Origin of the sequence: Brevibacillus thermoruber 423, assembly GCF_000454065.1 — a bacterium.
In the GTDB taxonomy this organism is placed as follows: Bacteria; Bacillota; Bacilli; order Brevibacillales; family Brevibacillaceae; genus Brevibacillus; species Brevibacillus thermoruber.
In genome coordinates this window covers 399,928-426,071 of record NZ_KE695653.1, presented here as the reverse complement: position 1 = coordinate 426,071, position 26,144 = coordinate 399,928, and the positions used below count along the sequence as shown (strand labels likewise).

Genomic DNA, 26,144 nt, shown 5'->3' with positions numbered 1-26,144 from the left:
TCCGCACCCTCTCATGCGAGAAGGTGCCCTATCCGGTATTAGCGTAAGTTTCCCTACGTTATCCCGGTCTTACGGGCAGGTTGCCTACGTGTTACTCACCCGTCCGCCGCTAACCTGTTTGAAGCAAGCTCCAAACAGGTCCGCTCGACTTGCATGTATTAGGCACGCCGCCAGCGTTCGTCCTGAGCCAGGATCAAACTCTCCAATAAAGTTGAGTTGAATCGTTAGCTTCAAGAAAAAGAATTGCTAGGCTCGTTCAACGCTTTCGCTGTTCAGTTTTCAAGGAGCATTTCGAGTTGGTCAGCCGCCCAATCATCAGCGGCGACAATTCAATACTATATCAGGTGTCTCACAAGAAGTCAAGAGTTTTTTTATCAATCGATGTTCTTGATTTCTTGCGTGTTCGCCTCTCGTTTGAAGCGACAAGAAGTATAGTAACACGTTTGCTGGATAAACGCAATAGAAAAATTTATAAATACATCAATTTTTTCGTCCTTAATAAAAACGTCTGCCTCGGGCTCCGAAAACATGGCTCCGTCAAGCTTTTCTGTTACAGCCTGGCCAGCACGCAAGATCGACCCGCATGGGAATCGGACGGCTGGTTTCTTCCGACTCGACCGCCACACAAACAAAGGAACGGATCTCTCCGTTCCTCAGTGTCTAACACTTTATCACCTTGACAATGGACAAGTGGCGCGATTCCGCCAAGTTGATGATCCGCCCGCCCGTTTCCACCATGGGACGTGTCGGTTGGCTGCGGTCGGTAAAGACCACCTTGCCGATGGTTCCATCGCTCAGTTCCACAACCGTTCCCACAGCAAAACGGGTGATGCCGTTTACAAACGTATGCACGATGTGCGGATCCAGCTTGCCGAAGCTGTCATGCAGGAGCTGTTCCGCCACCAGATAGGAAGAGAGCGCCTTTTGGTAGACGCGATCGGAACACATCGCATGATAGACATCGGCTACGGCCACAATTTTGCTGTACGGATGCAGCTTGCTGCCCGTCAACCCCAGCGGATACCCCGAACCGTCCTCCCGCTCGTGATGCTGCAGGGCAGCCAGGGCCACGCCTTCGTTCAAGCCCGTGGACGCCTTGATAATCTGGTACCCGTACACCGTGTGCTTTTTCATTTCTTCAAACTCGTCCGGCGTCAGTTTGCCCGGTTTTTGCAGAATCCGGCGGTCAATCCTGGTTTTCCCCACGTCCAAAAGCGTTCCGGCCAGCGCGATTTGCATCCATTCCTTTTCCGGCATCTTCAGCCATTTGGCAATCATGTACGAAATCAGACCGACCGCGATGGAATGTTCGTAGGCGTAGCTGTCAATGCGGGACATGCTGTTCAGGGAAAGCAGGATTTCCGGCTGATCCTGCACCTGCCTGAGCAGCGGCGCGACCACTTCCCGCACTTCCATGACGGGAATGTTCTGCCCCCCTTCCACCCCGACCATCAGATTTTTCAGAGTGGCGACCGCCTTGCTGAACGACTGTTGAAACGATTGCTTCTCCCTGCTGGTCTGTGCGCTGACCGGCTGCGGTTCATTCGGCTGATCGTCCGACCATTCGACGCCGGCCGCATGGGCTTCCTCCACATGCACCTGCTCAATCATGAACGCTTCGAGAATCTCCCATTCTCTCTCGTACAAAACCGTCCCTTTGGGAAAGAGCAACCCACCCAACATCGTGTTTACATCCTCTGCCAGCTTCACTCCAACTGTTGCATTCTTCACATGTATGATGGGCAATGTCCCCACCCTCCGCATCAGTATTGTTACTGTTATAGTACTCTTTTCCCAATTTCATGACAACGGAAATCCAAATCATAGGAAAATATGATCAGATTCCCACAGAATAAAGCAAAAAGGAAGGCGTTCCACTGCAGCGGAACAACCTTCCCTTTTATCCGATCAACATACTTGTTATTCTTGCTCCTCAGGTTCGCCGGCGGACTGGTCCGCTTCCGGCTGCTGCCCTTCTTGACTGCCGTCCGACTCTTCGTCGTCGTCGCTCGGCGGCACTTTGGCCACGGAGACGACCTGCTCGTTTTCGGCGAGGCGAATCAGCTTGACGCCCTGGGTGTAGCGGCCCATTACCGAGATGCCTTTGATCTCGGTGCGAATAATGATGCCGGACGTGGTAATGATCATCAGGTCTTCTTCCGGTTCGACCACTTTCAATCCGACAACGTGTCCGCTTCTTTCCGTGACGTTGTGCGTCTTGATGCCTTTGCCGCCGCGGGACTGCAGGCGGTACTCGTCAATCGGGGTGCGCTTGCCGTAGCCGTTCGCCGTGACGATCAGCACCTCCGCCCCTGGCTTCACGACGTCCATATCGATCACGTCATCGTCATCGTCCAGGGTAATGCCCTTGACACCGGTCGCGCTCCGGCCCATCGTCCGCACGTCGCTTTCCTTGAAGCGGACGGACATGCCGTTGCGGGTCCCCATGATGATCTCCTGGTGGCCGTCGGTGAGGCGAACGCCGATCAGCTCGTCGTCTTCCCGCAGGTTGACGGCAAACAGGCCGCCTTTTCGGATATGCTCAAACGCGGACAGCTCCGTCCGTTTGATAATTCCCTTTTTCGTGGCGAAGAATAGGTAGGCGTCTCCGCCCAGTTCCTTGACGGGGATGACCGCGTTGACCCGCTCTCCTTTTTCGATCTGGATCAGGTTGATCACCGGAGTGCCCTTGGCCGTGCGGCTCAGGTCCGGAATCTCGTACCCCATCAGGCGGTACACCTTGCCCTTGTTGGTAAAGAACAAGATGTGGTCGTGCGAATTGGTGATGTACAGGTGTTCGACAAAGTCGTCGTCCTTGGTGCCGATGCCCTGTACACCGCGGCCGCCCCGCTTCTGCGCACGGTAGGTGGAGACGGGCAGTCGCTTGATGTAGCCGTCATGGGTCAGCGTGATGACCACGTCTTCTTCCGGAATCAGATCGGCATCCTCGATGTGCTCTTCGCCAAACGTGATGACGGTCCGGCGCTCGTCGCCAAACTTCTCCTTGATCTCCAGAAGCTCTTCGCGGACGATCGCGTAGATCTTGCCTTCATCGGCGAGAATGGAGCGCAGCTCGGCGATTTTCGCCAGCAGCTCCTGGTACTCGTTCTCGATCTTTTCCCGTTCCAAACCGGTCAGGCGCTGCAGGCGCATGTCGAGAATCGCCTGGGCCTGCTCGTAGCTCAATCCGTAACGGGACATCAGTCCGTCGCGGGCCTCTTCCGCCGTCTGCGATCCACGGATCAGGCTGATGATCTCGTCGATGTGATCCAGCGCGATCCGCAGCCCTTCCAAGATGTGGGCGCGGGCTTCCGCCTGCTTCAACTCGTACTCGGTCCGTCTGCGGACGATCTCCCGTTGATGCTGGAGGTAGTAGTACAGCATGTCCCGCAGATTCAGCACGCGCGGACGGTTGTCCACCAGCGCGAGCATGTTGACCCCGAAGGTGCTCTGCATCTGGGTATGCTTGAACAGGTTGTTCAATACGACTTTGGGTACCACGTCCCGGCGCAGTTCGATGACGATCCGCATCCCTTTGCGGTCCGACTCGTCGCGCAGGTCGGTGATGCCGTCGATTTTCTTTTCCCGTACCAGCTCGGCGATCTTTTCGATCAGTTTGGCCTTGTTGACCTGGAAAGGAATTTCCGTCACGATGATGCGCGGTTTCCCTTTGTCTTCCTCGATCGTCGTTTTGGCCCGCATGATGATCGATCCGCGGCCCGTTTCGTACGCCCGGCGAATGCCGCTGTAGCCGAGGATTTCCCCGGCGGTCGGAAAATCGGGCCCCTTGATGATCTTCATCAGTTCCTGAACCGTTATGTTCGGATTGTCGATCATGGACACGACGCCGTCAATCACTTCGCTCAGGTTGTGAGGCGGAATGTTGGTCGCCATGCCCACGGCAATCCCCGCCGAACCGTTTACCAGCAGATTGGGGAAACGGGACGGCAGCACGACCGGCTCTTCTTTCCGGCCGTCGTAGTTGGGTGTAAAGTTGACTGTCTCTTTATCGATATCGCGCAGCAGTTCGAGAGCAATTTTGGACAGGCGGGATTCGGTGTACCGCATCGCCGCTGCCGGGTCTCCGTCCACGGAACCGAAGTTGCCCTGCCCCTCGACCAGCATGTAGCGCATGTTGAAGTCCTGAGCCATCCGAACCATCGTTTCGTAGATGGCAGAATCCCCGTGCGGATGGTAGTTGGCCATTACTTCACCGACGACGTTGGCCGACTTCCGGAACGCTTTGTCCGGCGTCAATCCCATGTCGTGCATGGCATACAAAATACGCCGGTGAACCGGCTTCAGCCCGTCGCGGACGTCTGGCAACGCCCGGCTGACAATTACGCTCATCGCATAGCTGATGAACGACTCTTTCATTTCCTGGCTAATATCGACTTTGGGAAACCGAGCTGTTTCTTCTGCCATAAAGGGTAAACCTCCAACTGGTTTTCGCAATACGTTATTATACCATAGAGAAAGAGGTCACGTCCAAAATCTCTCCGAAACGCATCGCGGCACCAGTCCCCGGTCTCACGGCAGCACCAGCCAGGCATCCTCCAACGCGGCGATGATCGCCCCGGATGTCCCCTCCTGGTCCGGTTGGGCGGCATCCCACACCGTCGCGACGAGAAAACGCCCGCCATCCTTCACGGCTTTTCCCGCCACACCGGCGGCAGCCCCCGTCCAACCCGCCAGGCTGTCCGCTTCCGGCAAAACCGGCCGCCGTTCCAGCCGCAGCCATTTCCCAACCGCCAACGCGTCGAGCACGTTTTCCATCGTTCCCGGCATGTCGCGAACGCGTTCATAGAGCTCCACGCGGATGCGCTCATACGTCTGCTGCTGCCTGGTTTTGGCAAAAATCGGGTCGTGGTGGTTCGCCATAAACGCACGGTAAGCGGCTTCGTCCCGCCAAAAAGCGAGAATGACCGCCTCAGCCGGGTCGCTGACATTCCACCCGCCGGCCTGGCCGAGAAAGCCGTCCACCTCCCTGACGGCTCTCCACTGCTCCTGCCCCCGGGAAAAGGACTGCTTTTGGCCCTCCCTCACCTGACACGCAATCCATTTGATGAGCATGACACGCCCCCTGCTTCTTTTGTGTCCTGTCAGACCGGCCAACCGCCAACAGGCGGCCGCCTGTTCATAAAACCGGTGCTAGCAAAAAACCCGGACCGTCTCAGGACGAACCGGGTTCCAGGCGGGAATGCCGACGCCGCTCCCTGATCACGTACGCCAGGTAGATGATCAGATAGAGCAGAATCACGACGACAGAGCAGCGATACATCAGGGCAAAACCGGTTGCTTTGGCTACTGCGCCCAGGAGCATCGCCCCCGCCCCGATCCCCAGGTCGAATGCGGAAAAAAAGGTGCCGTTCGCCGCACCGCGCCGGTCGGGCGGCACGCGGTGGATGGTCCAGGCCTGCAGCGACGGCTGAACCGCGCCAAACCCGCTTCCAAACAGGATGGCCGCTGCAATCAGCCCAAAAGACGTCGTGCTGTACGACAGCGTCAGAAGACCGGCAGCCAGCACGACGCCGCCGGGCAGCAGTACCCAGGCATGCCCTTTTCGGTCAAACAGTTTCCCGGCAACCGGTCGAATCAGCATCAGCGACAGCGCGTTGAACAGGAAGAACAGGCCGACATTGCCGATCCCCGCTTCCTGGCCAAACAAGGTGATAAAACTGACAATGCCGCCGTACGTCACCCCCAGAAACAGCACCAGGAGCGACGGAAACAGCGCTTTTCGCTCCACCAGTCCGCTCCGTTTTGCCGCGGGCTGCCGCCGCCCCGCGCCGGCCGGGGCGGCCATTTTCACCGGTCTGGACAGGAGCATGGCCAATGCGGTCAAAACGGACGAGATCGCGAACAGCCAGCCAAATCCGAACGATTGCGCCAGCCACAGCCCCACCAACGGTCCCAGAGCCATCGCCAGGCTGCTGAACATCCCGAAATACCCCATGCCTTCCCCGCGCCGCGCAGCCGGGATCAGATCGGAAGCGATCGTGCCGTACGTAGTCGTGGCAATTCCCCAGCCAATGCCGTGCACAAACCTAAGCCCCAGCACGAGAGCGATCGTCGCCATCCAGTAATAGCCGGCCACGCACAGCAGAAACAGGGCAAGCCCCACCATCAAGACCGGCCGCCGTCCGACCGAATCCAGCGCTTTCCCGGCAAACGGCCGAACGAGCAGGGCGGACACCGTAAACAGGCTGACGACCAGACCGACGGCCAACTGGTCCCCGCCCCGTTCGGTCACAAACAGCGGAAGCGTCGGGATCAGCATCTGAAACCCGACGAAGAGAAAAAAATTGGAGAGCGCCAGCAGCACGAAATCTTTCGTCCAAAGCGGCTCCGTTTGGTTCATGGTTTCCCCTCCAGCGTGTCGGACATATCATTTCCTATACATTATGATTTTGTAAGTTTAAAAATGTCAACAAACGAAGTGCGGCGTCATCGCTGTCGTCTCCGCCCCATAAAAAAAGCCTGCCCCATTCGGGACAAGCTTTTTCCGGTTTGTTGCGAAAACGCATGCGCTTCCTTGAAAAACGACCGGTTCCATCCGCACCCATCCGGCATGGGGGAACCGTCCCCTCAAATGTCCAAATCCCGCACCGTGGCGGCATACTGCTCGATAAACTCGCGGCGCGGCTCCACATCGTCGCCCATCAGGGTTTCGAAGACCATGTCCGCTTCCATCGCGTCTTCCAGACTGACCTGCAGCAGGGTGCGCACCTCGGGGTCCATCGTCGTCTCCCAGAGCTGGTCGGCGTTCATCTCGCCCAACCCCTTGTAGCGCTGAATGCTCGGTTTGGGCGTGCTCTTTAGCGTGGCCAGAATCTCGTCCCGCTGCTTGTCGTTGTACGCGTAGTAGATCTGCTTGCCCTGCTTGATGCTGTACAGCGGCGGCTGGGCGATGTAGACGTAGCCCGCCTCGATCAGCGGCCGCATGTAGCGGTAGAACAGCGTCAAGAGCAGCGTCCGGATGTGCGAACCGTCGACGTCCGCGTCCGTCATGATCACGATTTTGTGGTAGCGGGCCTTGGAGATGTCAAAATCTTCGCCAACACCCGTGCCGAGCGCCGTGATGATCGCGCGGATCTCATTGTTGGCGAGAATCTTGTCGAGACGGGATTTCTCCACGTTCAACACCTTGCCGCGCAGCGGCAGGATCGCCTGGAAGTGGCGATCGCGTCCCGCCTTGGCCGAACCGCCCGCGGAGTCCCCCTCCACGATGAACAGTTCGGACTCGGAGGCGTCCTTGGACGAACAGTCGGCCAATTTGCCCGGCAGCGCACTTACCTCCAGCGCGCTTTTCCGCCGGGTCAGCTCGCGTGCCTTGCGCGCCGCTTCCCGCGCCCGTGCCGCCATCAGCGCTTTTTCCACGATCCGCTTGGCCACCGACGGATTTTCCTCCATGAAGGTGGCAAAGCGGTCGCCGAACACGGACTCGGTCACGCTGCGCGCCTCGGAATTGCCCAGCTTCGTCTTGGTCTGCCCTTCAAACTGCGGCTCCGGGATCTTCACGGAAATGATCGCCGTAATCCCTTCGCGCACGTCATCGCCGGACAGGTTGGGGTCCTTTTCCTTCAGGAAGTTGAACTTGCGGCTGTAGTCGTTGATGACGCGGGTGAGCGCCGTCTTGAAGCCGGACTCGTGCGTCCCGCCCTCGTGCGTGTTGATGTTGTTGGCAAAGGAGTAGATGTTGCTGACGTAGCTGTCGTTGTACTGAATTGCGACCTCTACGTGCAGCCCGTCTTTTTCCCCTTCACAGTAAATGACTTCTTCGTGCAGCGGTTCGCGGTTCTTGTTCAGGTACTCGACAAACTGCACGATCCCGCCCTCGTAGTGGAACGTCTCTTCCCGCTCCTGGCCGGGCCGCTCGTCTTTCAACGTGATGCGCAGCCCTTTGTTCAGGAAGGCCAGCTCGCGGATGCGCTTCTGCAGCACCTCGTAATCAAATACGGTCGTTTCGGTAAAAATAGTCGGGTCAGGTTTGAAGGTGACCTTGGTGCCGGTTTCAGTGGTTTCTCCGACAACCGCCAGATCCGCCTCCGGAACCCCGACGTTAAAGCGCATGAAGTGGACCTTGCCGTTCTGTTTCACTTCCACTTCCAACCACTCGGAGAGCGCGTTCACCACCGAGCTGCCCACGCCGTGCAGACCGCCCGACACCTTGTACCCGCCGCCGCCGAATTTCCCCCCGGCGTGCAGGACGGTCAGGACCGTCTCGACGGTCGATTTCCCGGTCTTTTCGTGGATGCCCGTAGGAATCCCCCGGCCGTTGTCCGTCACGGAGACGGAATTGTCCGGATGAATCACCACTTCAATATTGTCGCAGTATCCGGCGAGCGCTTCGTCGATGGAATTGTCGACAATCTCCCACACCAGATGGTGCAGACCGCGGCTGCTGGTCGACCCGATGTACATCCCGGGCCGCTTGCGCACCGCCTCCAAGCCCTCCAGCACCTGGATCTGGCTGGCGTCGTAATTCGTATCCTTCGTCGTTACTTGGTCCACTACTCTGTCAACTCCTCCACTTCAGCTTGTACGGGAACCTGATCCAAGCTGTCCACGAACTGAGCGCGTCGCTTCAGCGTCAGGGAAGATATGGGCGAACAGTATACGGCATCCTTGGTGATGACGTACGATTTCGTCTCCTCCACACCCTGGTCCACCACCATGCTCCGCTTTGCTTGCAAAAACGCCTGGTTCACTTTTGACGATTTGACAGACTGATGGTCGAGAATCGAAATCACGTCCTTGGTGCTCACCACAGTATCGCCACCAATGTGTATAAACATAACCTGTTCTCCCTACCTTTCCCCGGAGATTTTCCCTTCCCGCACGTAAAAACGCGAGGCTTGCTGGAGAACCTGATGTTTTAAGCCTTCCACACCCGTGGTGCTTACAAACGTCTGAACGCGATCCTGTATGGTTTCCAACAGCAGCGTCTGCCGATGTTCATCCAATTCGGACAGCACGTCATCCAACAGAAGAACGGGGTACTCGCCCACTTCTTCCTTGATCAGCTCGATTTCGGCCAGTTTGATCGACAGCGCGCTGGTCCGCTGCTGTCCCTGGGAACCGTACGTCTGTACGTCCATGCCGTTCACTTTCAGACTGAAATCGTCCCGGTGCGGACCGATCAGCGTGCTGCCCCGCGCCATTTCCCGGTCAAACACCTCTTCGTAGGCGGCCAGCATCGCCTCTACCGCCTGCTCCGCGGCCATCTCTTCCGTCACCGGCGAACTGTTCTCATAATGCAAAGAGAGCGTTTCCTTGCCGTCGGTAATGCCGGCGTGGATCGCTCGGGCCCACGTTTCCAGCTTCCGAATGAACTCAAAACGCTTCCGTAACAATTTTACCGCTAAATCAGCCAATTGGGTATTCCAAATTGCCAGCATTTCCAGCGAGTTACTTTTCTTCATCGCCATGTCTTTCAGCAGTTGATTGCGCTGGGCCAGCACCTTGTTGTAATTGCTCAAATAGTACAGATACGTCGGAGACACCTGGCCGATTTCCATGTCGATAAACCGGCGCCGTTGGGCAGGCGCCCCCTTGACCACTCCCAGATCTTCGGGGGCGAACATGACCACGTTGAGTGCTCCGACGTATTCGCTTAATTTTTGCTGTTCCATCCCGTTGATTTTGGCCCGTTTTCCCTTGGCGGTCAACTGCAGCTCCAGACGGACCGATCCGTAGCGGCGCTCGACGTCGCTGCGGATGGCGGCAAAATCGGCATCCCAGGCAATCAGCTCCTTGTCCCGGGGCGTCCGGTGGGATTTGGCCAGAGCGAGAACGTAGATGGACTCCAACACGTTGGTCTTGCCTTGCGCGTTGTTGCCGATAAACAGCTGAATGGGGCCGTCAAACGTGAGGGACAGCGCGTCGTAATTGCGAAAATGGGTTAGCGACAGGTTCTTGAGAAACAAGAATCACGCTCTCCTCTCAGCGGCGCACCACTTTGAACCGGCCGTGCCCTTCGACCGTCACCTCATCGCCGGGATACAGCTTGCGGCCGCGCCGGTTTTCCTCTTCGCCGTTGACCAGGATCGGCACTTCGGCGAGAAACGCTTTGGCCATCCCGCCGGTGTCAATAATGTCGGCCAGCTTGAGGAACTGGCCCAGGGCGATGTACTCGGTTTGAATGGACACCTCTCGCATGGATGGGCTCCTTTCCTTTTCCAATTACTAATAGGTCCGGACCGGCAGGATCAGGTGAAGCATCCAGTCATGGTCGGTCGGACGGATGACAAACGGGCTCATCGGGCCGGTAAAGCTGGCTTTGATTTCGCTGCTGTCGATGGAGCGAAGCGCGTCGATCATGTACTTGGCGTTAAAGGAGATTTTCAGCTCCTCGCCGTTGAGCGACTTGGGCACGACGATCTCCGTCACCTTCCCGATCTCCGGCGCGTTGGAGGTGATCTCCACGCTGCCGTCCGGCAGTGTCACGAGGCGCACCACGTTGGATTTGCCCTCGCGGCTCAACAGGGAAGCGCGCTCGATCGACTGCAGGAATTCCTTTGTGCCGACCGTGATTTCCGTCTTGCTGCCCTGCGGGATGATCCGGGTCGTGTCCGGATACGTCCCTTCCAGCAGACGGGAGTAGAACAAAATGTGCTTCGACTTCACCAGAATCTGATTGTCGGCTACGACGATGTCGACCGGATGTTGGTCTTCATCCAATATTTTGACCAATTCGTTGCAGCTTTTACCCGGTACGACCACATTGTGGAAGGAAAGCTCTTCCGGGCACTCCACCATCGCCGTGCGGCTGGCCAGGCGGTGGCTGTCGGTCGCGACGAATTTCAGTTGGCCGCGGTCCAGCGACCACATCAACCCGGTGAGAATCGGCCGCATTTCGGACGTGGACACGGCAAACACGGTCTGGCGAATCATCGCTTTCAGCAAATCGCCCGGCACGCTGAACACCTTGTCCTCTTCCAACTGCGGCAGCTGTGGAAATTCGTTCGCGTCCATCCCGTTGATCGTGAATTCCGCTTGGCCGGACCGGATTTGCGTCACCAGGCGGTCATCCACCTGGATCTGAATTTCGTTGCTCGGCAGTTTCCGTACGATTTCGCTGAAAATGCGCGCGGTCAGCACGATGCTTCCCGGCTGGTGAACGGTTACCCCCCATTCGTCTCCTTCCTCCGTGGGTATGAGCACTTCGATGGAGACGTCGGAATCACTGGCGGTCAGCGTTAGTCCCTCTTCATCCGCTTTCATCTTGATCCCGGTCAGGATCGGAATCGTCGTTCGGCTGGATACCGCCTTGCTGACGTGCGAAACGGCGTTAACCAGTTTTTCGCGTTGAACGGTAATGTGCATCACCGTAAACCTCCCTTTTTCCTGCCATCTCGTTTTGGGCCGCTGTGCATAATGCCCGCTTCTCTTTCATATCCTATTAGGATCTATCTTTTTTAACAGAAGTAGTACTAGGCCCTGTGGGTTTGTGGATATCCCCATTTCTGACGTAAAAGATAGCCTATACACATGTGGGTAAGTTGTGTATAGGCTTTTGGCGTTATTCACAATTCACAGGTTAGTGGTTGGCTTTCAGCTTTTCGATCAACGATTGGATCGTCGCCTGGAGCTGCGGATCGGTCGCGAGCGCCCGGGAGATCTTTTCGTGCGCGTGAATGACCGTCGTATGGTCGCGGCCGCCAAACTCGTCGCCGATTTTGGGCAGCGACGCGTCCGTCAGCTCGCGGGACAGATACATCGCGATCTGCCGTGGAAACGCTACCGATTTGGTCCTCTTTTTCGCCTTGAAGTCTTCCAGCTTGAGGTTGAACGCCTCGCCGACCGCGCGCTGGATGTCCATGATCGTGATCACCCGCGGACGGGAAGACGGAATGATGTCTTTCAGCGCTTCCGCCGCCAGGTGGGTGTCGATGTCGCGGTTGATCAGGGACGAGTACGCCACGACACGAATCAGTGCGCCTTCCAGCTCGCGGATGTTGCTGTCGATCTGGTTGGCGATGTAGATCATGACTTCGTTGGGGATGTCCAGGTTTTCCGCTTTGGCCTTTTTGCGCAGGATGGCAATCCGCGTCTCCAGATCAGGCGGCTGGATGTCCGTGATCAGTCCCCATTCGAAGCGGGAGCGGAGGCGATCCTCCAGCGTGGGGATCTCTTTCGGCGGCCGGTCGGAGGAGATGACAATCTGCTTGCTTTCCTCGTGCAGCGCGTTAAACGTATGGAAGAACTCTTCCTGCGTCTGCTCCTTGCCTGCCAAAAACTGGATGTCGTCGATCAACAGCACGTCTACGCTGCGGTATTTGTTGCGAAAATCGACGGTCTTGTTGTCTCGGATCGAGTTGATGAATTCATTGGTGAACTTTTCCGACGACAGATACACCACTTTGGCCGAGGGATTGTGCTGAATCACGTAATGGCCGATGGCGTGCATCAAGTGAGTCTTCCCCAGTCCGACTCCTCCGTAGATGAACAGCGGGTTGTACGCCTTGGCCGGCGCTTCCGCCACGGCGAGCGATGCAGCGTGGGCAAACCGGTTTCCGGAACCGATGACGAACGTGTCAAACGTGTACTTGGGATTCAGGATGCTGGGGGGCTGGTCATCGGCGTTGGCTGGAGGAGCGGACACTTTCACACGGGGCGCCGGCTGCTCTTCGGCAAAGGCGCCGTCCGTATTTTGCTGGACGACGAACTTTACTTTCATATTTACGCCGGTCACCTCATAGAGTGTATCGGTGATCAATTGAGAGTAGCGGGTTTCCAGCCAGTCCCTGGCGAAGTCGTTGGGCGCCATGACGATCAGCGCGTCCTCCTCCAGTGTGGTTGCTTTGGTCGCCTTGAGCCAGGTATCAAAACTTGGTTTGCTGAGCGATTTTTCTATCTTGGCCAGCACCTTTCGCCAGAGCTCGCTAATCGCTGCATCCAACCAGAATCCCTCCTTTCGGGCAAACGATTATGGAATGAATGAAAATGATCGGAATGGCGGATGACCAACAGGACGAATTTTCAACACGATTACAGCGTGTCGACTGTGGATAAAAAAAGTCGAAAAAAAGGGATTTCGCTCAGAGAAGCGAAAAAAAGTAGACGGTTATCCGCATCATTGTGAATACAATCATTCACAACTGAGGAAAGCTGTCCACAAACTTATCCACACACTGTGGAAAATCTGATTATCCCAATGGAGTTATGCACGTTCCAAAACAAAAACATAATAACAGATAAAAGGCATGGTATCAATGGTTTTTTCGCACTTATCCACAAACACAACCACTGGTGTTGGGCACATATTCACACCCCTATATTTTGTGTACAAGCTGTAGATAACCTTGTCGAAATGTGCGAGTGTGGATAAAATGATATCCACAAGACGGGAAATAGTTTTGTGGGGATATTTTTCCTTGGATGGCGCTGCCGGGTCCGCTTGACTTTTTAGGCAAATCTCCTTATAATGCGAAAGAATGCCTTTTGAGGACGGAGGTGTATAGGGAATGAAACCAACGTTTAATCCAAATAATCGCAAACGCAAAAAGGACCACGGGTTCCGCAAGCGCATGAGCACGAAAAACGGCCGTAAGGTCTTGGCAGCCCGTCGTCGTAAAGGTAGAAAAGTGCTTTCCGCATAGGCCACAGCTACAGTGGCCTTTTTTGCTGTATGTGATGGATATCAGTCGGGACATCACCTGACCGCAGGACTTGTGTCCGCAGCAGGCGCCGATTGGCGCCGCTCCTTGAGAGGGACTGCCCGGAGAGAACGCGCTCGCCCGGCTCACCGCTAGTGCGGCCGAGAGGGAAGAGCGCGTAGGGACAACCGGGCGGGCGTTCTTGCCGCAGATTCGAAACCTTTTGCGATTGCGTTCGTTTCTATATAGAAGAAGGTCTCGTTTTACGAATGCGGGGAACGGCAAGGAGGAGGAAGGACATTGGAACGCGAGAGGGATGGGACCGGCTTTTTTCTTAGCCTCGCCGGACGGTGTATCTGCGCGAGTGCCGGACCGGAATCATCCGCGCGCGTGCGGGAGGATCGGTCGGACGGGGGAAAAAAGTGGACGAAACCAGGATATACTGGTAGATGCTGCATACGTTTTCTACTATAATTATGATGTTAGGGGTTGTTTACCTTGCATCGTTCGCATCGGCTCAGAAAAAACGAGCACTTCCAAGCAGTGTTTCAAAAGGGGAGCTCGGCGGCAAACAAGCAGTTTGTCCTGTATTGCGCCAAACAGGAGGGACAAGCCGCGTTTCGCGCCGGGATTTCCGTCAGCAAAAAAATCGGCAACGCCGTGATCCGGAACCGGGTCAAGCGGTTGATCCGCGAGGCGGTGGGCCGATTGGAAGGCGTCATCCCGCCGGACGTGGATCTGGTCATCATCGCTCGACCCGGCGTGGAAGCGATGACGCTGGACGCGATCGAACAATCGCTCCTGCACGTGATGAAACGAGCCAAGGTGATCAGACAGACACCCGTACATAACCAAAAAAGAGGGTGAAACGGTGATGGCGCGCATAATGGTATGGCTGATACGCGGATACCAACTGTTTCTGTCCCCGTTGAAACCGCCTACATGCCGGTTTGCGCCCACCTGTTCGCACTACGCGATCGAGGCCATTCGCCGGTTCGGGGCGTGGAAGGGGGGCTGGTTGGCCCTGCGCCGCCTGTTGAAGTGCCACCCGTTTCATCCGGGCGGATTCGATCCTGTGCCGGATCAACGCAATTCGTAATCAATCGTGAACAACCGAATCAGGGAAAAGGAGGACCATCCTTTGAGAAGACGCATCCTCAGCATATCCATGCTGGCCCTGCTGGTACTGATCCTGTCGGGCTGCAACCCTCAGGCCGCTGCGCCGATCGGTCCGGACGCCACCGGCATATGGGACAAGTATTTCGTCTGGCCGCTGTCCTGGCTCATCAAAGAGAGCGCGGTGGTACTGGGGGGCAGTTACGGTTTGGGGATTTTGGTGGCCACCATCATCATCCGCCTGCTCGTGCTGCCGCTGATGGTCAAGCAGATCAAGAGTTCCAAGAAAATGCAGGAGCTTCAGCCGGAACTGCAAAAAATCCGCGAGAAGTATAAAAACGATCCGCAAAAGGCCCAGCAGGAAACGCTTGTGCTGTTCCAGAAGAACAACGTGAATCCGCTGGCCGGCTGCCTGCCGCTGCTGGTGCAGATGCCGATTCTGATCGCGTTTTACCACGCGATTATCCGGACGGAAGAAATCAAGAACCACACCTTCCTGTGGATGTCGCTGGGGGAAAAGGACCCGTACTACATCCTGCCGATCGTGGCGGCGATTACCACGTACCTGCAGTCCAAGATGATGGGATCGGCGGTGCAGAACAATCCGCAGATGCAGTTGATGACGATCATGATGCCGCTGATGATTCTGGCGATCGCCGTAACGCTGCCGTCGGCGCTGTCCCTGTACTGGGTGTACGGCAACCTGTTTACGATCGTGCAGACGTATTTCCTGTATCGCGACACAAACAAAGCGCCGCGTCCTAAGGAGGGAACCTCCAAGTGAAAAAGGTGGTAGCTGCGGCAAAGACCATTGACGATGCTGTGCGAAAGGCCTTGGAAGAACTGGGCGTCACACGTGACAAGGTGAGCGTGCGCGTCCTGGAGGAGCCGAGCAGGGGGTTGTTCGGGCTGATTGGTTCGCGGGACGCCAAGGTGGAAGTGGAGGTCAATGTCGATCCGGTGGATCAGGGCCTCGCGTTTCTGCAGGATGTGCTGGCCAACATGAACGTGGACGCCCGAGTGGAAACGCGCCCCGTGGAAGACGGCATCCTGTTTGACATACAGGGGACCAACCTGGGGATCATTATCGGCCGCAGGGGACAGACCTTAGACTCACTACAGTATCTCGTAAATGTCGTAGCAAACCGCCACGCGGACAAACACGTCCGCATCATTCTCGATGCTGAAAACTACCGCACGCGCCGCAAGGAAACGCTGGAGCAGCTGGCCGAGCGGGTGGCCAAAAAGGCTGTCGCCACCAAGCGCTCCGTCCGGCTGGAACCGATGTCGGCCGCGGAACGGAAAGTGATTCACTCGTTTTTGCAAAAACGTGCGGATGTGGTCACCTACAGCGAAGGGGACGAACCCAATCGCTGCATCGTGATCGCGCCCAAAGAAGCCTCCAGGTAGGCTTCTTTTTTTATGCCCGGCAGGGACGTCATGGATGCAGACCGCATGGAAGCGGAATCGGCTTGTTTTCCATTCGCTGCGGCTCCCTTTTCATTTTCTTTTGTGTGAAACATTAGTAAAATTATGATGATAAACGATATGGAAAGCGAAGAACTTTTCTTGCTAGTTATGGGAATAAGCTCACAAAAATCATGGGCATATCCAAGGAAACGATTACCATCAAAAAAATTTTGTGGTATTCTAATCATAAGGAAAAGTGAAAATTCCTAAAGTTTTAGGTAGGGGGCTTCTGCCATGGGGTTTGGAGACTTTGCAGATGTGCTTCTCAGGTACAGGCATCAGGAAAATATCACATTAAGCGAACTGGCGGAGCGGTCAGGCGTCAGCAAAAGCGTCCTGTCTCGGATTGAATCCGGGGAAACGAAACGGCCTGGATTTGCCACCTGGAAAAAGATCGGAAGCACATTGAATATTCCCTACGGATTGGTAATCAGTACGTATCTGGATGTAACAGAACGGGCGGAAACATTAAAGTTCCTGCTCCAAGAAGCCATAGCCCACAAAAACAAAACCGTTATCGAAAAAGCGGCCCAAAAATTGCTGGACACGCCCAGAATGGATACATTTCTTGCTCTGGACCACCTTTTCCAAACGGCAAATGGTACGGACGATCAGGGCATTAAACTGGTATTGTACGATGTGCTCATTGAATATACCAGAAAGCATGGAATTCCCTATTACTTGGCGAAGGGGCTTTATGAGCGGTACTTACTAGAACGTGATGATTTTTGCAACTTTGAAGAAACGTACCGCAGAGGAAAGGAACTGTTGCACTACTTGGATTCCTTACAACCGATTGAGCGCATTACTTTTTATTATCGAATTGGTGGACATGCTTCAATCTTGGGGTATTATAACGAATGTATAGAGTTGTGTAGAAAAGGAATACTTGAAGACCAAACGGACAACAAACAGAAAGCCTCTGCGCTAATTGCGATTGTGAATTCATACTTGCGACTGGGTGATTTGGTTCTTGCCGAGTTTTACTTAAAACAGTATGAAAACAGCGAATATGCGGACTTTCGTAAAAAACACCTGCGAGCGCTTCTTCACGCCAAAAAGGGACAACACGACGAAGCGATCAGTCTCTATAAAAAGTGTCTTGATGAGGCTGACCACAACAGCCGTATTTCCATTGCAAGTGATCTTTTGGAAGTGTACCTGGAGACCGGTAGAAACGATCTGATACATGAACTGATTGAGTCAGAAGGAGAGTTTGTGCCTTCTGGTTACATCAGCCACCCAAATAGGATTAAACAGGCAGCCAGGTATTATAAGCGAAAAGGCTTGTGTCAGTTTGCAGTTGGACTGGTTGACGAAGGGCTGCATAGCATACTTCAAAGTATTTCTTATTATCGACAGCTAGGGGCTTTCAAAAAAGTAACCGAGTGCATTTGTCTCCTCTTGGCCTACCATCGAAAAAACGAGAAAAACTTATCGTTTGAAGTTATGGAATTAATTGAAAATATCTGTCATAATGAATAAAAAGTATAAGGGAGGTATAACCTGTGAAAGAGTTTTTTTCCATTATCTGCACTGCTGCTCTACTTTTCGCATTTACCGTGCCTTCAACACTGCCGAACCAAAATGGAAAAGCAGTTATTGTTGTAAATGATGCCGATATCGATTGGTAACGTTACGCAAATGTAGGTACAACCCCCCTTCTAATGAGAATGGATATTCTCGTTAGGGGGGGCTTTTTTTGTTTACTCAAATCCATGAAGTTGATCCGGAGGAAACCCGGTGCGCCATGACTGTGGATAGTGCGATTGGATCCCTTTTCAAACGACCATACTGTGGATAACGTGCCGGACAGGGAATCTCACGTTTTGAACGGGAACACTGCATGCTCCGCTGTGGATAACGCTGCTTCATCGAAAAGGGTCGATCGAAGCGTTTCGTGCTTGGATTTTTTCAGGTGGTTCTGCTATGCTAAGAAGTTAGTACTGATTCGTCAGTGGAAAGCTTGAGGTGAAACAGCGTGGAATTTGACACCATCGCGGCGGTTGCGACCCCCATGGGGGAGGGCGGGATTGCGGTGATTCGCGTCAGCGGCCCGGACGCAATCGAAGTTGTGGATAAGATATATCGGGGCAAGCGGAAGTTGTCCACTGTGGAAAGCCACACCATTCATTACGGACATCTGTACGATCCACAGACCGGCGAGCGGGTGGAAGAAGTGCTGGTCTCGGTGATGCGTGCGCCGCGGACGTTTACGCGGGAGGACGTGGTGGAGGTGAACTGCCACGGCGGGATCGTGTCCGTCGAACGGGTGCTGGAGCTGATTCTGGACAACGGCGCTCGCCTGGCGGAGCCCGGGGAGTTTACGAAGCGCGCGTTTTTGAACGGACGCATCGATCTGTCCCAGGCCGAGGCGGTGATTGACCTGATCCGCGCCAAGACGGACAAGGCGATGAAAGTGGCGCTCAACCAGGTGGAGGGGAAACTGTCCCGCCTGATCCGCAAGCTGCGGCAAAACCTGATCGAAGCCATGGCCCACATCGAGGTGACGCTGGACTATCCGGAGCACGATGTGGAAGAGGTAACGCAGAACTTTTTGCGCGAAAAATGCACAGAGGTCAAAGAGGAGATCGGCCGGCTGCTGCAGACGGCCCGGCAGGGGAAGATCCTGCGCGAGGGGCTGTCCACGGCCATCATCGGCCGGCCCAATGTCGGCAAATCGTCGCTCTTGAACAGCCTGGTGCAGGAGGAAAAGGCGATCGTCACCGACGTGGCGGGCACGACCCGGGACGTCATCGAGGAATACGTGAATGTGCGCGGCGTGCCGCTGCGCTTGATCGATACGGCCGGCATTCGCGAGACGGAGGATATCGTGGAAAAGATCGGCGTGGAAAAATCGCGGCAGCTGCTGCAGGAAGCCGATCTCGTGCTGCTGGTGCTCAACTACAACGAGCCGCTCACGCCTGACGACTACGCCATTTTTGACGCGGCCAAAGGATTCCAGGTGATCGTCATCGTCAACAAGGTCGACCTGCCGCAGCGCATCGACCTGGACGAAGTCAGACGGCACTTCCCCAACCGGCCGCTCATCCTGACGTCGGCCAGGGAGGAGACGGGCATCGACCAGCTCGAGCGGGCGATTGCCGATCTCTTTTTCAGCGGCCGCGTACAGCAAGACGACCTGACCTACGTGAGCAACGCCCGTCATATTCAACTGCTGCGCCAGGCGGAACGGGCCGTCGACGATGCGATCAGCGGCATCGACAACCTGATGCCGATTGACATGGTGCAGATCGACATCAAAAAGGCGTGGGAACTGCTCGGCGAAGTGATCGGAGAGAGTGTGGGCGAAGATTTGATCGACCAGATTTTCTCCCAGTTTTGTCTGGGCAAGTGACAAAACAAGAGATTGCGCCCATACTGGACATAAAGGAGGAGAACCATGAACGCAACCTACGAAGCGGGATCGTTTGACGTCATTGTGATTGGGGCGGGTCATGCCGGCTGCGAGGCGGCGTTGGCGGCGGCGCGCATGGGGTGCAGCACACTGCTTTTGACCATTAACCTGGATGCGGTCGCCTTCATGCCGTGCAACCCGTCTGTCGGCGGGCCGGCCAAGGGGCATGTTGTCCGCGAAATCGACGCCCTGGGCGGAGAGATGGGCAAAAATACAGACAAAACGCACATTCAGATGCGGATGCTGAACACGGGAAAAGGACCGGCTGTCCACGCCCTGCGCGCGCAGGCGGACAAGTTTGCCTATCAGCATCAAATGAAACACACGATCGAGCAGACCCCCAACCTGATCCTGCGTCAGGCGATGGTGGAGGAGCTGATCGTCAACAACGGCGTCTGCGAAGGGGTGATTACGCAGACGGGAGCCCGCTATTCGGCGAAAGCGGTTGTGCTGACCACCGGGACGTATCTGCGCGGGAAAATCATTCTGGGCGATCTCCAGTACGAAAGCGGCCCGAACAACATGCGGCCGTCCATCCGTCTCGCCTATAATTTGAAGGAATTGGGCTTTGAGATGGTTCGCTTCAAGACCGGGACGCCGCCGCGCGTGCACAAGAGCAGCGTCGATTTCTCCAAGATGGAGATTCAGCCGGGCGACGACGTGCCGCGCGCGTTTTCGTACGAGACCACGGAGTTTATCATGGATCAACTGCCGTGCTGGCTGACCTATACCAATGAAGAAACGCACCGGACGATCAACAGCAACCTGCACCGCGCGCCGATGTACTCCGGCATCATCGAGGGAACGGGGCCGCGCTATTGTCCGTCCATCGAGGACAAGGTGGTGCGTTTCAGCGACAAGCCGCGCCATCAGGTGTTCTTGGAGCCGGAGGGGCGTCACACTGAAGAGATGTACGTGCAGGGGATGTCCACCAGCTTGCCGGAGGACGTGCAGTTGGCCATGCTGCGTTCCATGGCCGGCCTGGAAAACGTGAAAATGATGCGGCCGGGCTACGCCATCGAGTACGACGCGATTGTGCCGACACAGCTTTGGCCGTCGTTGGAAACCAAACTGGTGGAAGGGCTGTTCACCGCCGGTCAGATCAACGGTACGTCCGGCTATGAAGAGGCAGCCGGCCAAGGCTTGATGGCCGGGATTAACGCCGCGCGAAAAGTACAGGGCAAGCCGCCGGTCATTTTGGGCCGGGAGCAGGCGTACATCGGGGTGTTGATCGACGACCTGGTGACCAAAGGAACCAACGAACCGTACCGGCTGCTCACTTCCCGGGCGGAATACCGGCTGCTGCTGCGTCACGACAACGCCGACCTGCGCCTGACCGACATCGGCTACGAGATCGGCCTGATCAGCGAAGAGCGCTATCGCAAGTTCTGCCGCAAGCGGGAACTGATCGAGAAGGAAAAGGAACGGGTGATGAACACCCGCGTCCGTCCGGACATGCCGCACGTGCAGGAAGTGCTGCGCGCGGCCGGTTCGCCGGAATTGACGGAAGTGATCGACCTGGCCCAACTGCTCCGCCGTCCGGAGATTACCTACCAGCACATCATCCAAATGGTGCCGGCTCCGGAACCGGTGCCGGAAGAGGTGGCCGAGCAGGTGGAGATTCAAATCAAGTACGACGGCTACATCCGCAAGTCGCTGCAGCAGGTGGAACGGATGAAGAAGATGGAGGAGCGCCGCATTCCGGACGACATCGACTACCATCAGATCGCCGGCATGTCCAAAGAAGCGCGGGAAAAAATGAGCAAAATCCGCCCGCTGAACATCGGGCAGGCATCCCGCATCTCCGGCGTAAACCCGGCAGACATCTCCGTATTGATGGTGTATCTGGAGCAGTACAATCGCGTGAGAACGGCCGAGTAAGGAGACGAGGGCATGAACAAAGAGCAATTTGCCGAGGCGCTGGCAGCCAAAGGCATCGTGCTGTCCGCCCGCCAGTTGGAGCAGTTTGACGGGTATTACCGCCTGCTGGTGGAGTGGAATGAAAAAATGAACCTGACTGCGATTACGGAAGAAGGACAGGTGTACGTGAAGCATTTTTACGACTCGATTACACCTGCCTTCTACTTTTCCTTTGATCAGGTGGAGTCGGTGGCAGACATCGGCGGGGGGGCGGGATTTCCCAGCATCCCGTTGAAAATCTGCTTCCCTCATCTCAATATGACCATCATTGACTCGCTGAACAAACGGATGACCTTTTTGAATCACGTCGCCGCCGAACTCGGTCTGGACGGCGTGTATCCGGTCCACGGCCGGGCGGAGGAGCGCGGACAGGAAGCGGCGTATCGGGAGTCGTTCGATCTCGTGGTGGCCCGAGCGGTCGCCCGTCTGAACGTGTTGGCCGAGTATTGTCTGCCGTTCGCCCGCGTCGGCGGCCACTTCATCGCGTTGAAGGGAGCCGACATCTCGCCGGAACTGAACGAGGCGAAAAAGGCGATCAAGACCCTGGGCGGCAAGACGAAAAAAGTGGAGACGTTTCAACTGGTGGAGGAAGCGGGGGAGCGCAACATCGTCATCATCGAAAAAGTGGACGCCACCCCGAAAGGTTATCCGCGCAAGCCGGGCACCCCTGCCAAAAAACCGCTGCTGTAGAAGCAGACTGCAGCGGGGCGGCTGCGGGATCCCGACGTTTTTGGAGACCAGGAGGGCTATGGCACAACGCTGTGGCCCTTTTTTGGCAGGGAGGAACGTTTGAGCGTTCCCCCATCGACAAACGCGTGGCGAAGAATCTGCCGAAACTGTTTGGTGGCCGGCTGTTCCGACTGTTTCCGATGGAAAAACTTCCTGTGACTGCGTCGGAACAACCGGAATCGCCTCCGCTTCCACTGGAGAAGAACATGTTTTGCCGAGTGAGCTGCCAGAGAAGCTTTCCGCAGCGGACAGCCGCTCATTGATAATTGCGGCTTTGTCCGCATACCTTCAAAGAAGGCGGTCTTTTCCGCAAGAGACGATAGCATGAACGGGAGGATGAGAGGGAAATGAATACGATTCATGCGACATTTTTCCCACCGGAACTGCCTACGATTTTGCTTCGACTGTTTTTGGCGTTTGTGACCGGCGCCATTATGGGATTGGAGCGGGAGCGTTTCATCAGAGGGGCCAATCGGCAGCGGGGAGCCGGTTTCCGCACGTACAGTCTCGTCTGCTTCGGTTCTTGCCTGTTTGGACTGGCTTCCATCTACGGCTTTTCGAGCAGTGGCGTAAACAACGATCCCGGCCGCGTGGCTGCCCAGGTGGTTACCGGGATGGGCTTTTTGGGCGCGGGGGCGATCATCAAGTTTAACGGTACGGTAAAAGGGTTGACTACGGCGGCAGGCATGTGGGTGGCCTCGGCCATCGGTTTGATGTTCAGCGCCGGCATGTATATCACGGCGATCGTTGCGGCGTTTTTCGCCTATCTTACGCTTGATTTTCACCGTTTGTTCCCCCATCTGTTCAACTTCCGAAACCAGCAGGAGCCGGGAGACGACGATTATGATTTTGGACAGCAGGAGCGAGACGGAAACAGGCATGACAATTATTGATGTTTCACGTGAAACAGCGGGGGCGAAAGAAAGACGCGTTGAAGGGGAGAGATTGCCGAATTGGGCCGCTCGGCTGACAGATCAGTGAGAGATGAATCGATGGCTGCCACAAGAGCGTCTGATCAAGCGGCTCACGGCATGTCGACCAGCACGTACTGACAGACGCTCTCAGGAGGTATCGGTTGTTTAACGTGGTTGCTGCTGCTCGGCTTGTTTCGCGAAAAGGCGGCGGACAGCGGCGATGGTCATGAGAAGAGGGAATGGATGCCACGCAAAGCAGTCGACTCTACGCCCAACGTCCTAACGAGAAGGCGAAAAAAGGAATCCCATCCAGCAGCGAAAAAGGGGATGGGAAAATCAGCAGAGGAGAAATCGGCGAGACGCCCTTTATATGAGCGCCGCCCCATTCGCATACTGGAATATACACAGCTCATCATCGACGTGGTGTCAGGGAGAGGGGCATGTTTTCCCTGGAAGGGCCGGAGCGGCGTCCGGGTCGAAACCGAAGAAATCACGTTTTCCCAACGGACACGATCGGATTCATCCAAGCGGGCGGCAGGTTCGCTTGGTTTTTTGTTTGCCGGGACAAGCGTGGCGGCCGGCAGCATGTGAGACGAGTCCTGGGCAGAAGGGAGCATGCGGGGCAAATTGCCTGTTTCAAAGACCCGGCTATCGTTTGGCGTTGACTGTCGTTCAGCGGAAATGGTCGTTTTGTTCCACAAAGGCGGACATATTCCGTTTCTCACGTGAACGATTCCCGTTCGCGCAATGGCCTGGATGATTCGCATCTTCCCGAATGCTGATCGATAGGGGTATGTTCATGAACGGGAATGACGATATCCCGACATGCGGATTGGCATGAAGGGAGGAGGGGAATTGCTCCATTGTACCGGGGATGACTCCGGATTTTCGCTTTTTGCATTTTTTCCAAACAACATCATCTTGGATGGACAAAGGAGGGAGCAGAATACCAATGAGTTTCGCCATGGAAAAACGTGCTACCCTCAACCTGCTCCCCAATCTCTTTTTCGTTATTTTCCCGATTTCCTCTGATGCATGACCTCCGAAGATAAATAGATTCATCGGTTCTTTTGCCATGTATGGGTTGCCGGTTACCGCTTTCTGCACCACCGGGCATGATCCATTCATCATTGCTTGTGTGCGGTATGGCGGCAGGAGACGCCGGCTTGCACGGTTCAGGCTGTTCGCTCAACAATCGGGTTGAAAATGAATACGGAACGTTCCCTGACGCAATAAAGAGAAGGAAGAACGGGGCCATCTGGTGATGAGGCGGGAACGGCGATTTGCTGCGGATGCGTCTGCAAGGGCGGCAGGGGTGGGCAGCAGCTTCCGTTCCATCACGAATCCCGGCAGCGCACGATTCAGGAGTGCGTGCTGCATACGTAGGGCGTAATCCGTTGAGAAGCGATTGCTAAACGAGGGGGCACGTTCATGCATTGGATGTTTCACGTGAAACACGTTTCCGCAGCAGGAATTAAACGGACCGTGCAGAATAATTAGGAAAGAAGACTACGTGAGACAGATACGTATGTGCCTCAGCGTCAGCTATCGGCATTTCTTTGGTAACAAATCCGCAGGGGAAGCACTCGACTGCATCGAAGAGACGACGTCGACTGTTTTTCTGTTTCAGAAAAAAGCACACTTCACGATGATTTGCCTGGAGCAGTAGGAATACGCTTGGCTGATGAAGGTTGATCATCCTCGGAAGGACTTCTGCAGAAGGTGTTCTTCCTGTTTCAAAAAGCAAATGCTTCAGCGATGTGCAGCCTGAAACAGCAGGAAGAACCATTCGCAAAAGAAGGATCGACATCTTCGAAAAACGACTGGTAGAAGTTTTTCTTTCGGCCGTATCACCCAACCCAGCATCGTGTGAGCTCGCCAGACTGATACGGGAAGAAAACGTTCCGAAATCCAATAAAAGAAACGGCTGCGTCGAACGGCTCAGGCGGAAGTTTTGTCAACCAGGGAATCGTCACGTCTTGTTTAGCACAGCGGCTGATGGAACGGTTGGAAGTGGGGGATGCAAACCATGGCAGTAAAAGATTCGTTTTCTCGCATTTTCGGGTTGACGGACAAAACAGACAATGAAGAAATACGACAAATACCCGTTGACGAAATTGTACCCAATCCATATCAGCCTCGGACGGTATTTGACGACGAAAAAATCGACGAACTGTGCCAAACCATCCGCACGCATGGATTGATTCAACCGATTGTCGTTCGCCTGCGAAACAACCGTTACGAGTTGATCGCTGGGGAACGGCGTTGGCGTGCGACGAAAAAGCTGGGGATGGAGCGTATTCCGGCAATCATCAAGGACTTTAACGATACACAGACGGCATCCATCGCCTTGATCGAAAATCTGCAGCGCGAAGGCTTGACGGCCATCGAAGAAGCCATCGCGTACCAGAAGCTGATTGACCTGCACAACCTGACGCAGGAGAGCCTGGCGCAGCGTCTGGGCAAAGGGCAGTCCACCATCGCCAACAAGCTGCGGCTGCTCCATTTGCCGCAAGAGATTCAGGATGCTCTGCTCACCCGAAAAGTGACGGAGAGACATGCGCGCGCCTTGATCCCCTTGAAGGATGCGGACCTGCAGCGAAAAGTCCTGCAGGAAATTCTGGAGCGCGAATGGAACGTCAAGCAGACGGAGACGCGTGTCAAGCAGCTCCTGGAGGCAGCGGAACAGCCCAAACCGGAAAAAGAGGCAAAGCCCAAGTGGAAAGCCTTTTCCCGGGATGCGCGCATCGCCATCAACACGGTGCGTCAGTCCATTGACATGGTGCTGCAGACCGGTCTTCCGGTCGAGACGAATGAAGAGGATCACGAGGAATACTATCAATTTACGATTCGCATTCCCAAACGGATGGAAGGGAAATAAGACAGAGACACGATAGATGCACACGCGGATTTCCAAAGGGAAAAGAAGAAAGAAAAGACAGAGGAAGAATCGTTCCGGAAACAGGAACACGGTGG

23 protein-coding genes and 1 rRNA gene are annotated in these 26,144 nt (G+C 55.5%); 12 read left to right on the top strand and 12 right to left on the bottom strand.

The features are described from left to right. The 11 genes from M516_RS0119355 to dnaA form a co-directional block, all read right to left on the bottom strand. Positions 1-209, bottom strand: a 16S ribosomal RNA gene (locus M516_RS0119355); the annotation flags it as partial. Between the two features lie 451 nt (positions 210-660). Next, a complete protein-coding gene (locus M516_RS0119345) occupies positions 661-1,764 on the bottom strand; it encodes an HD-GYP domain-containing protein (RefSeq protein ID WP_081656610.1) in 1,104 nt (367 codons plus the stop codon). 156 nt (positions 1,765-1,920) lie between these two features. Continuing rightward, positions 1,921-4,425 (bottom strand): DNA gyrase subunit A, encoded by a 2,505-nt coding sequence (gyrA, locus tag M516_RS0119340; RefSeq protein ID WP_029100581.1) that lies wholly within the window; start codon positions 4,423-4,425, stop codon positions 1,921-1,923. Positions 4,426-4,530: 105 nt separating this feature from the next. Next, complete coding sequence (locus M516_RS24460; RefSeq protein WP_051188305.1) at positions 4,531-5,073, bottom strand: YdbC family protein; 543 nt, start codon at positions 5,071-5,073, stop codon at positions 4,531-4,533. A gap of 100 nt (positions 5,074-5,173) precedes the next feature. Continuing rightward, entirely contained in the window at positions 5,174-6,361 is a 1,188-nt protein-coding gene (locus M516_RS0119330; RefSeq protein ID WP_029100580.1) for an MFS transporter, read from the bottom strand. A 227-nt stretch (positions 6,362-6,588) separates the two neighbouring features. After that, the gene (gene gyrB / locus M516_RS0119325) at positions 6,589-8,514 is read right to left on the bottom strand and encodes a DNA topoisomerase (ATP-hydrolyzing) subunit B (RefSeq protein WP_029100579.1); all 1,926 of its coding nucleotides are present in this window, start codon (positions 8,512-8,514) and stop codon (positions 6,589-6,591) included. Beyond that, positions 8,514-8,798 carry an extracellular matrix regulator RemB gene (remB, locus tag M516_RS0119320; protein WP_029100578.1) on the bottom strand — a complete coding sequence of 95 codons (285 nt, stop codon included), beginning with the start codon at positions 8,796-8,798 and terminating at the stop codon, positions 8,514-8,516. The genes gyrB and remB overlap by 1 nt, the downstream gene beginning before the upstream one ends. A 12-nt stretch (positions 8,799-8,810) precedes the next feature. Continuing rightward, complete coding sequence (recF, locus tag M516_RS0119315) at positions 8,811-9,929, bottom strand: DNA replication/repair protein RecF (RefSeq protein ID WP_029100577.1); 1,119 nt, start codon at positions 9,927-9,929, stop codon at positions 8,811-8,813. A 16-nt stretch (positions 9,930-9,945) separates the two neighbouring features. Next, positions 9,946-10,161 carry a S4 domain-containing protein YaaA gene (yaaA, locus tag M516_RS0119310; protein ID WP_029100576.1) on the bottom strand — a complete coding sequence of 72 codons (216 nt, stop codon included), beginning with the start codon at positions 10,159-10,161 and terminating at the stop codon, positions 9,946-9,948. A gap of 27 nt (positions 10,162-10,188) precedes the next feature. Continuing rightward, positions 10,189-11,328 carry a DNA polymerase III subunit beta gene (gene dnaN / locus M516_RS0119305; RefSeq protein WP_029100575.1) on the bottom strand — a complete coding sequence of 380 codons (1,140 nt, stop codon included), beginning with the start codon at positions 11,326-11,328 and terminating at the stop codon, positions 10,189-10,191. A 214-nt stretch (positions 11,329-11,542) separates the two neighbouring features. After that, the gene (dnaA, locus tag M516_RS0119300; protein WP_029100574.1) at positions 11,543-12,904 is read right to left on the bottom strand and encodes a chromosomal replication initiator protein DnaA; all 1,362 of its coding nucleotides are present in this window, start codon (positions 12,902-12,904) and stop codon (positions 11,543-11,545) included. Between the two features lie 565 nt (positions 12,905-13,469). On the opposite strand from dnaA, the gene rpmH reads away from it, so the two are divergent. The 11 genes from rpmH (at position 13,470) to M516_RS23975 (ending at position 23,147) form a co-directional block, all read left to right on the top strand. Then, positions 13,470-13,604 carry a 50S ribosomal protein L34 gene (rpmH, locus tag M516_RS24985; RefSeq protein ID WP_081656608.1) on the top strand — a complete coding sequence of 45 codons (135 nt, stop codon included), beginning with the start codon at positions 13,470-13,472 and terminating at the stop codon, positions 13,602-13,604. Between the two features lie 495 nt (positions 13,605-14,099). Further along, complete coding sequence (gene rnpA, locus M516_RS0119295) at positions 14,100-14,468, top strand: ribonuclease P protein component (RefSeq protein ID WP_029100573.1); 369 nt, start codon at positions 14,100-14,102, stop codon at positions 14,466-14,468. A gap of 7 nt (positions 14,469-14,475) precedes the next feature. Beyond that, positions 14,476-14,700 (top strand): membrane protein insertion efficiency factor YidD, encoded by a 225-nt coding sequence (gene yidD / locus M516_RS0119290; protein WP_035290332.1) that lies wholly within the window; start codon positions 14,476-14,478, stop codon positions 14,698-14,700. 42 nt (positions 14,701-14,742) lie between these two features. After that, positions 14,743-15,501 (top strand): membrane protein insertase YidC, encoded by a 759-nt coding sequence (gene yidC, locus M516_RS0119285; RefSeq protein ID WP_029100571.1) that lies wholly within the window; start codon positions 14,743-14,745, stop codon positions 15,499-15,501. Further along, positions 15,498-16,127 carry an RNA-binding cell elongation regulator Jag/EloR gene (gene jag, locus M516_RS0119280; protein WP_029100570.1) on the top strand — a complete coding sequence of 210 codons (630 nt, stop codon included), beginning with the start codon at positions 15,498-15,500 and terminating at the stop codon, positions 16,125-16,127. Before yidC ends, jag begins: the two co-directional genes overlap by 4 nt. 294 nt (positions 16,128-16,421) lie before the next feature. Further along, positions 16,422-17,672, top strand: a complete 1,251-nt coding sequence (locus M516_RS0119275) for a helix-turn-helix domain-containing protein (protein WP_029100569.1) — start codon at positions 16,422-16,424, stop codon at positions 17,670-17,672. Between the two features lie 23 nt (positions 17,673-17,695). Then, the gene (locus tag M516_RS26200) at positions 17,696-17,821 is read left to right on the top strand and encodes a hypothetical protein (RefSeq protein ID WP_255309723.1); all 126 of its coding nucleotides are present in this window, start codon (positions 17,696-17,698) and stop codon (positions 17,819-17,821) included. A gap of 347 nt (positions 17,822-18,168) precedes the next feature. Continuing rightward, the gene (mnmE, locus tag M516_RS0119270; protein WP_029100568.1) at positions 18,169-19,545 is read left to right on the top strand and encodes a tRNA uridine-5-carboxymethylaminomethyl(34) synthesis GTPase MnmE; all 1,377 of its coding nucleotides are present in this window, start codon (positions 18,169-18,171) and stop codon (positions 19,543-19,545) included. Between the two features lie 45 nt (positions 19,546-19,590). Beyond that, entirely contained in the window at positions 19,591-21,486 is a 1,896-nt protein-coding gene (gene mnmG / locus M516_RS0119265; protein WP_029100567.1) for a tRNA uridine-5-carboxymethylaminomethyl(34) synthesis enzyme MnmG, read from the top strand. A gap of 12 nt (positions 21,487-21,498) precedes the next feature. After that, complete coding sequence (rsmG, locus tag M516_RS0119260; protein WP_029100566.1) at positions 21,499-22,215, top strand: 16S rRNA (guanine(527)-N(7))-methyltransferase RsmG; 717 nt, start codon at positions 21,499-21,501, stop codon at positions 22,213-22,215. A gap of 386 nt (positions 22,216-22,601) precedes the next feature. Next, on the top strand, positions 22,602-23,147 hold the full coding sequence (locus M516_RS23975) for an MgtC/SapB family protein (RefSeq protein WP_035290225.1): 546 nt from the start codon (positions 22,602-22,604) through the stop codon (positions 23,145-23,147). Between the two features lie 693 nt (positions 23,148-23,840). Here M516_RS23975 and M516_RS25290 read toward each other — a convergent pair. Continuing rightward, a complete protein-coding gene (locus M516_RS25290) occupies positions 23,841-24,278 on the bottom strand; it encodes a hypothetical protein (protein WP_193746997.1) in 438 nt (145 codons plus the stop codon). Between the two features lie 919 nt (positions 24,279-25,197). Here M516_RS25290 and noc point away from each other — a divergent pair. Then, complete coding sequence (gene noc / locus M516_RS0119230) at positions 25,198-26,049, top strand: nucleoid occlusion protein (protein ID WP_029100563.1); 852 nt, start codon at positions 25,198-25,200, stop codon at positions 26,047-26,049. Positions 26,050-26,144 lie beyond the last annotated feature (95 nt).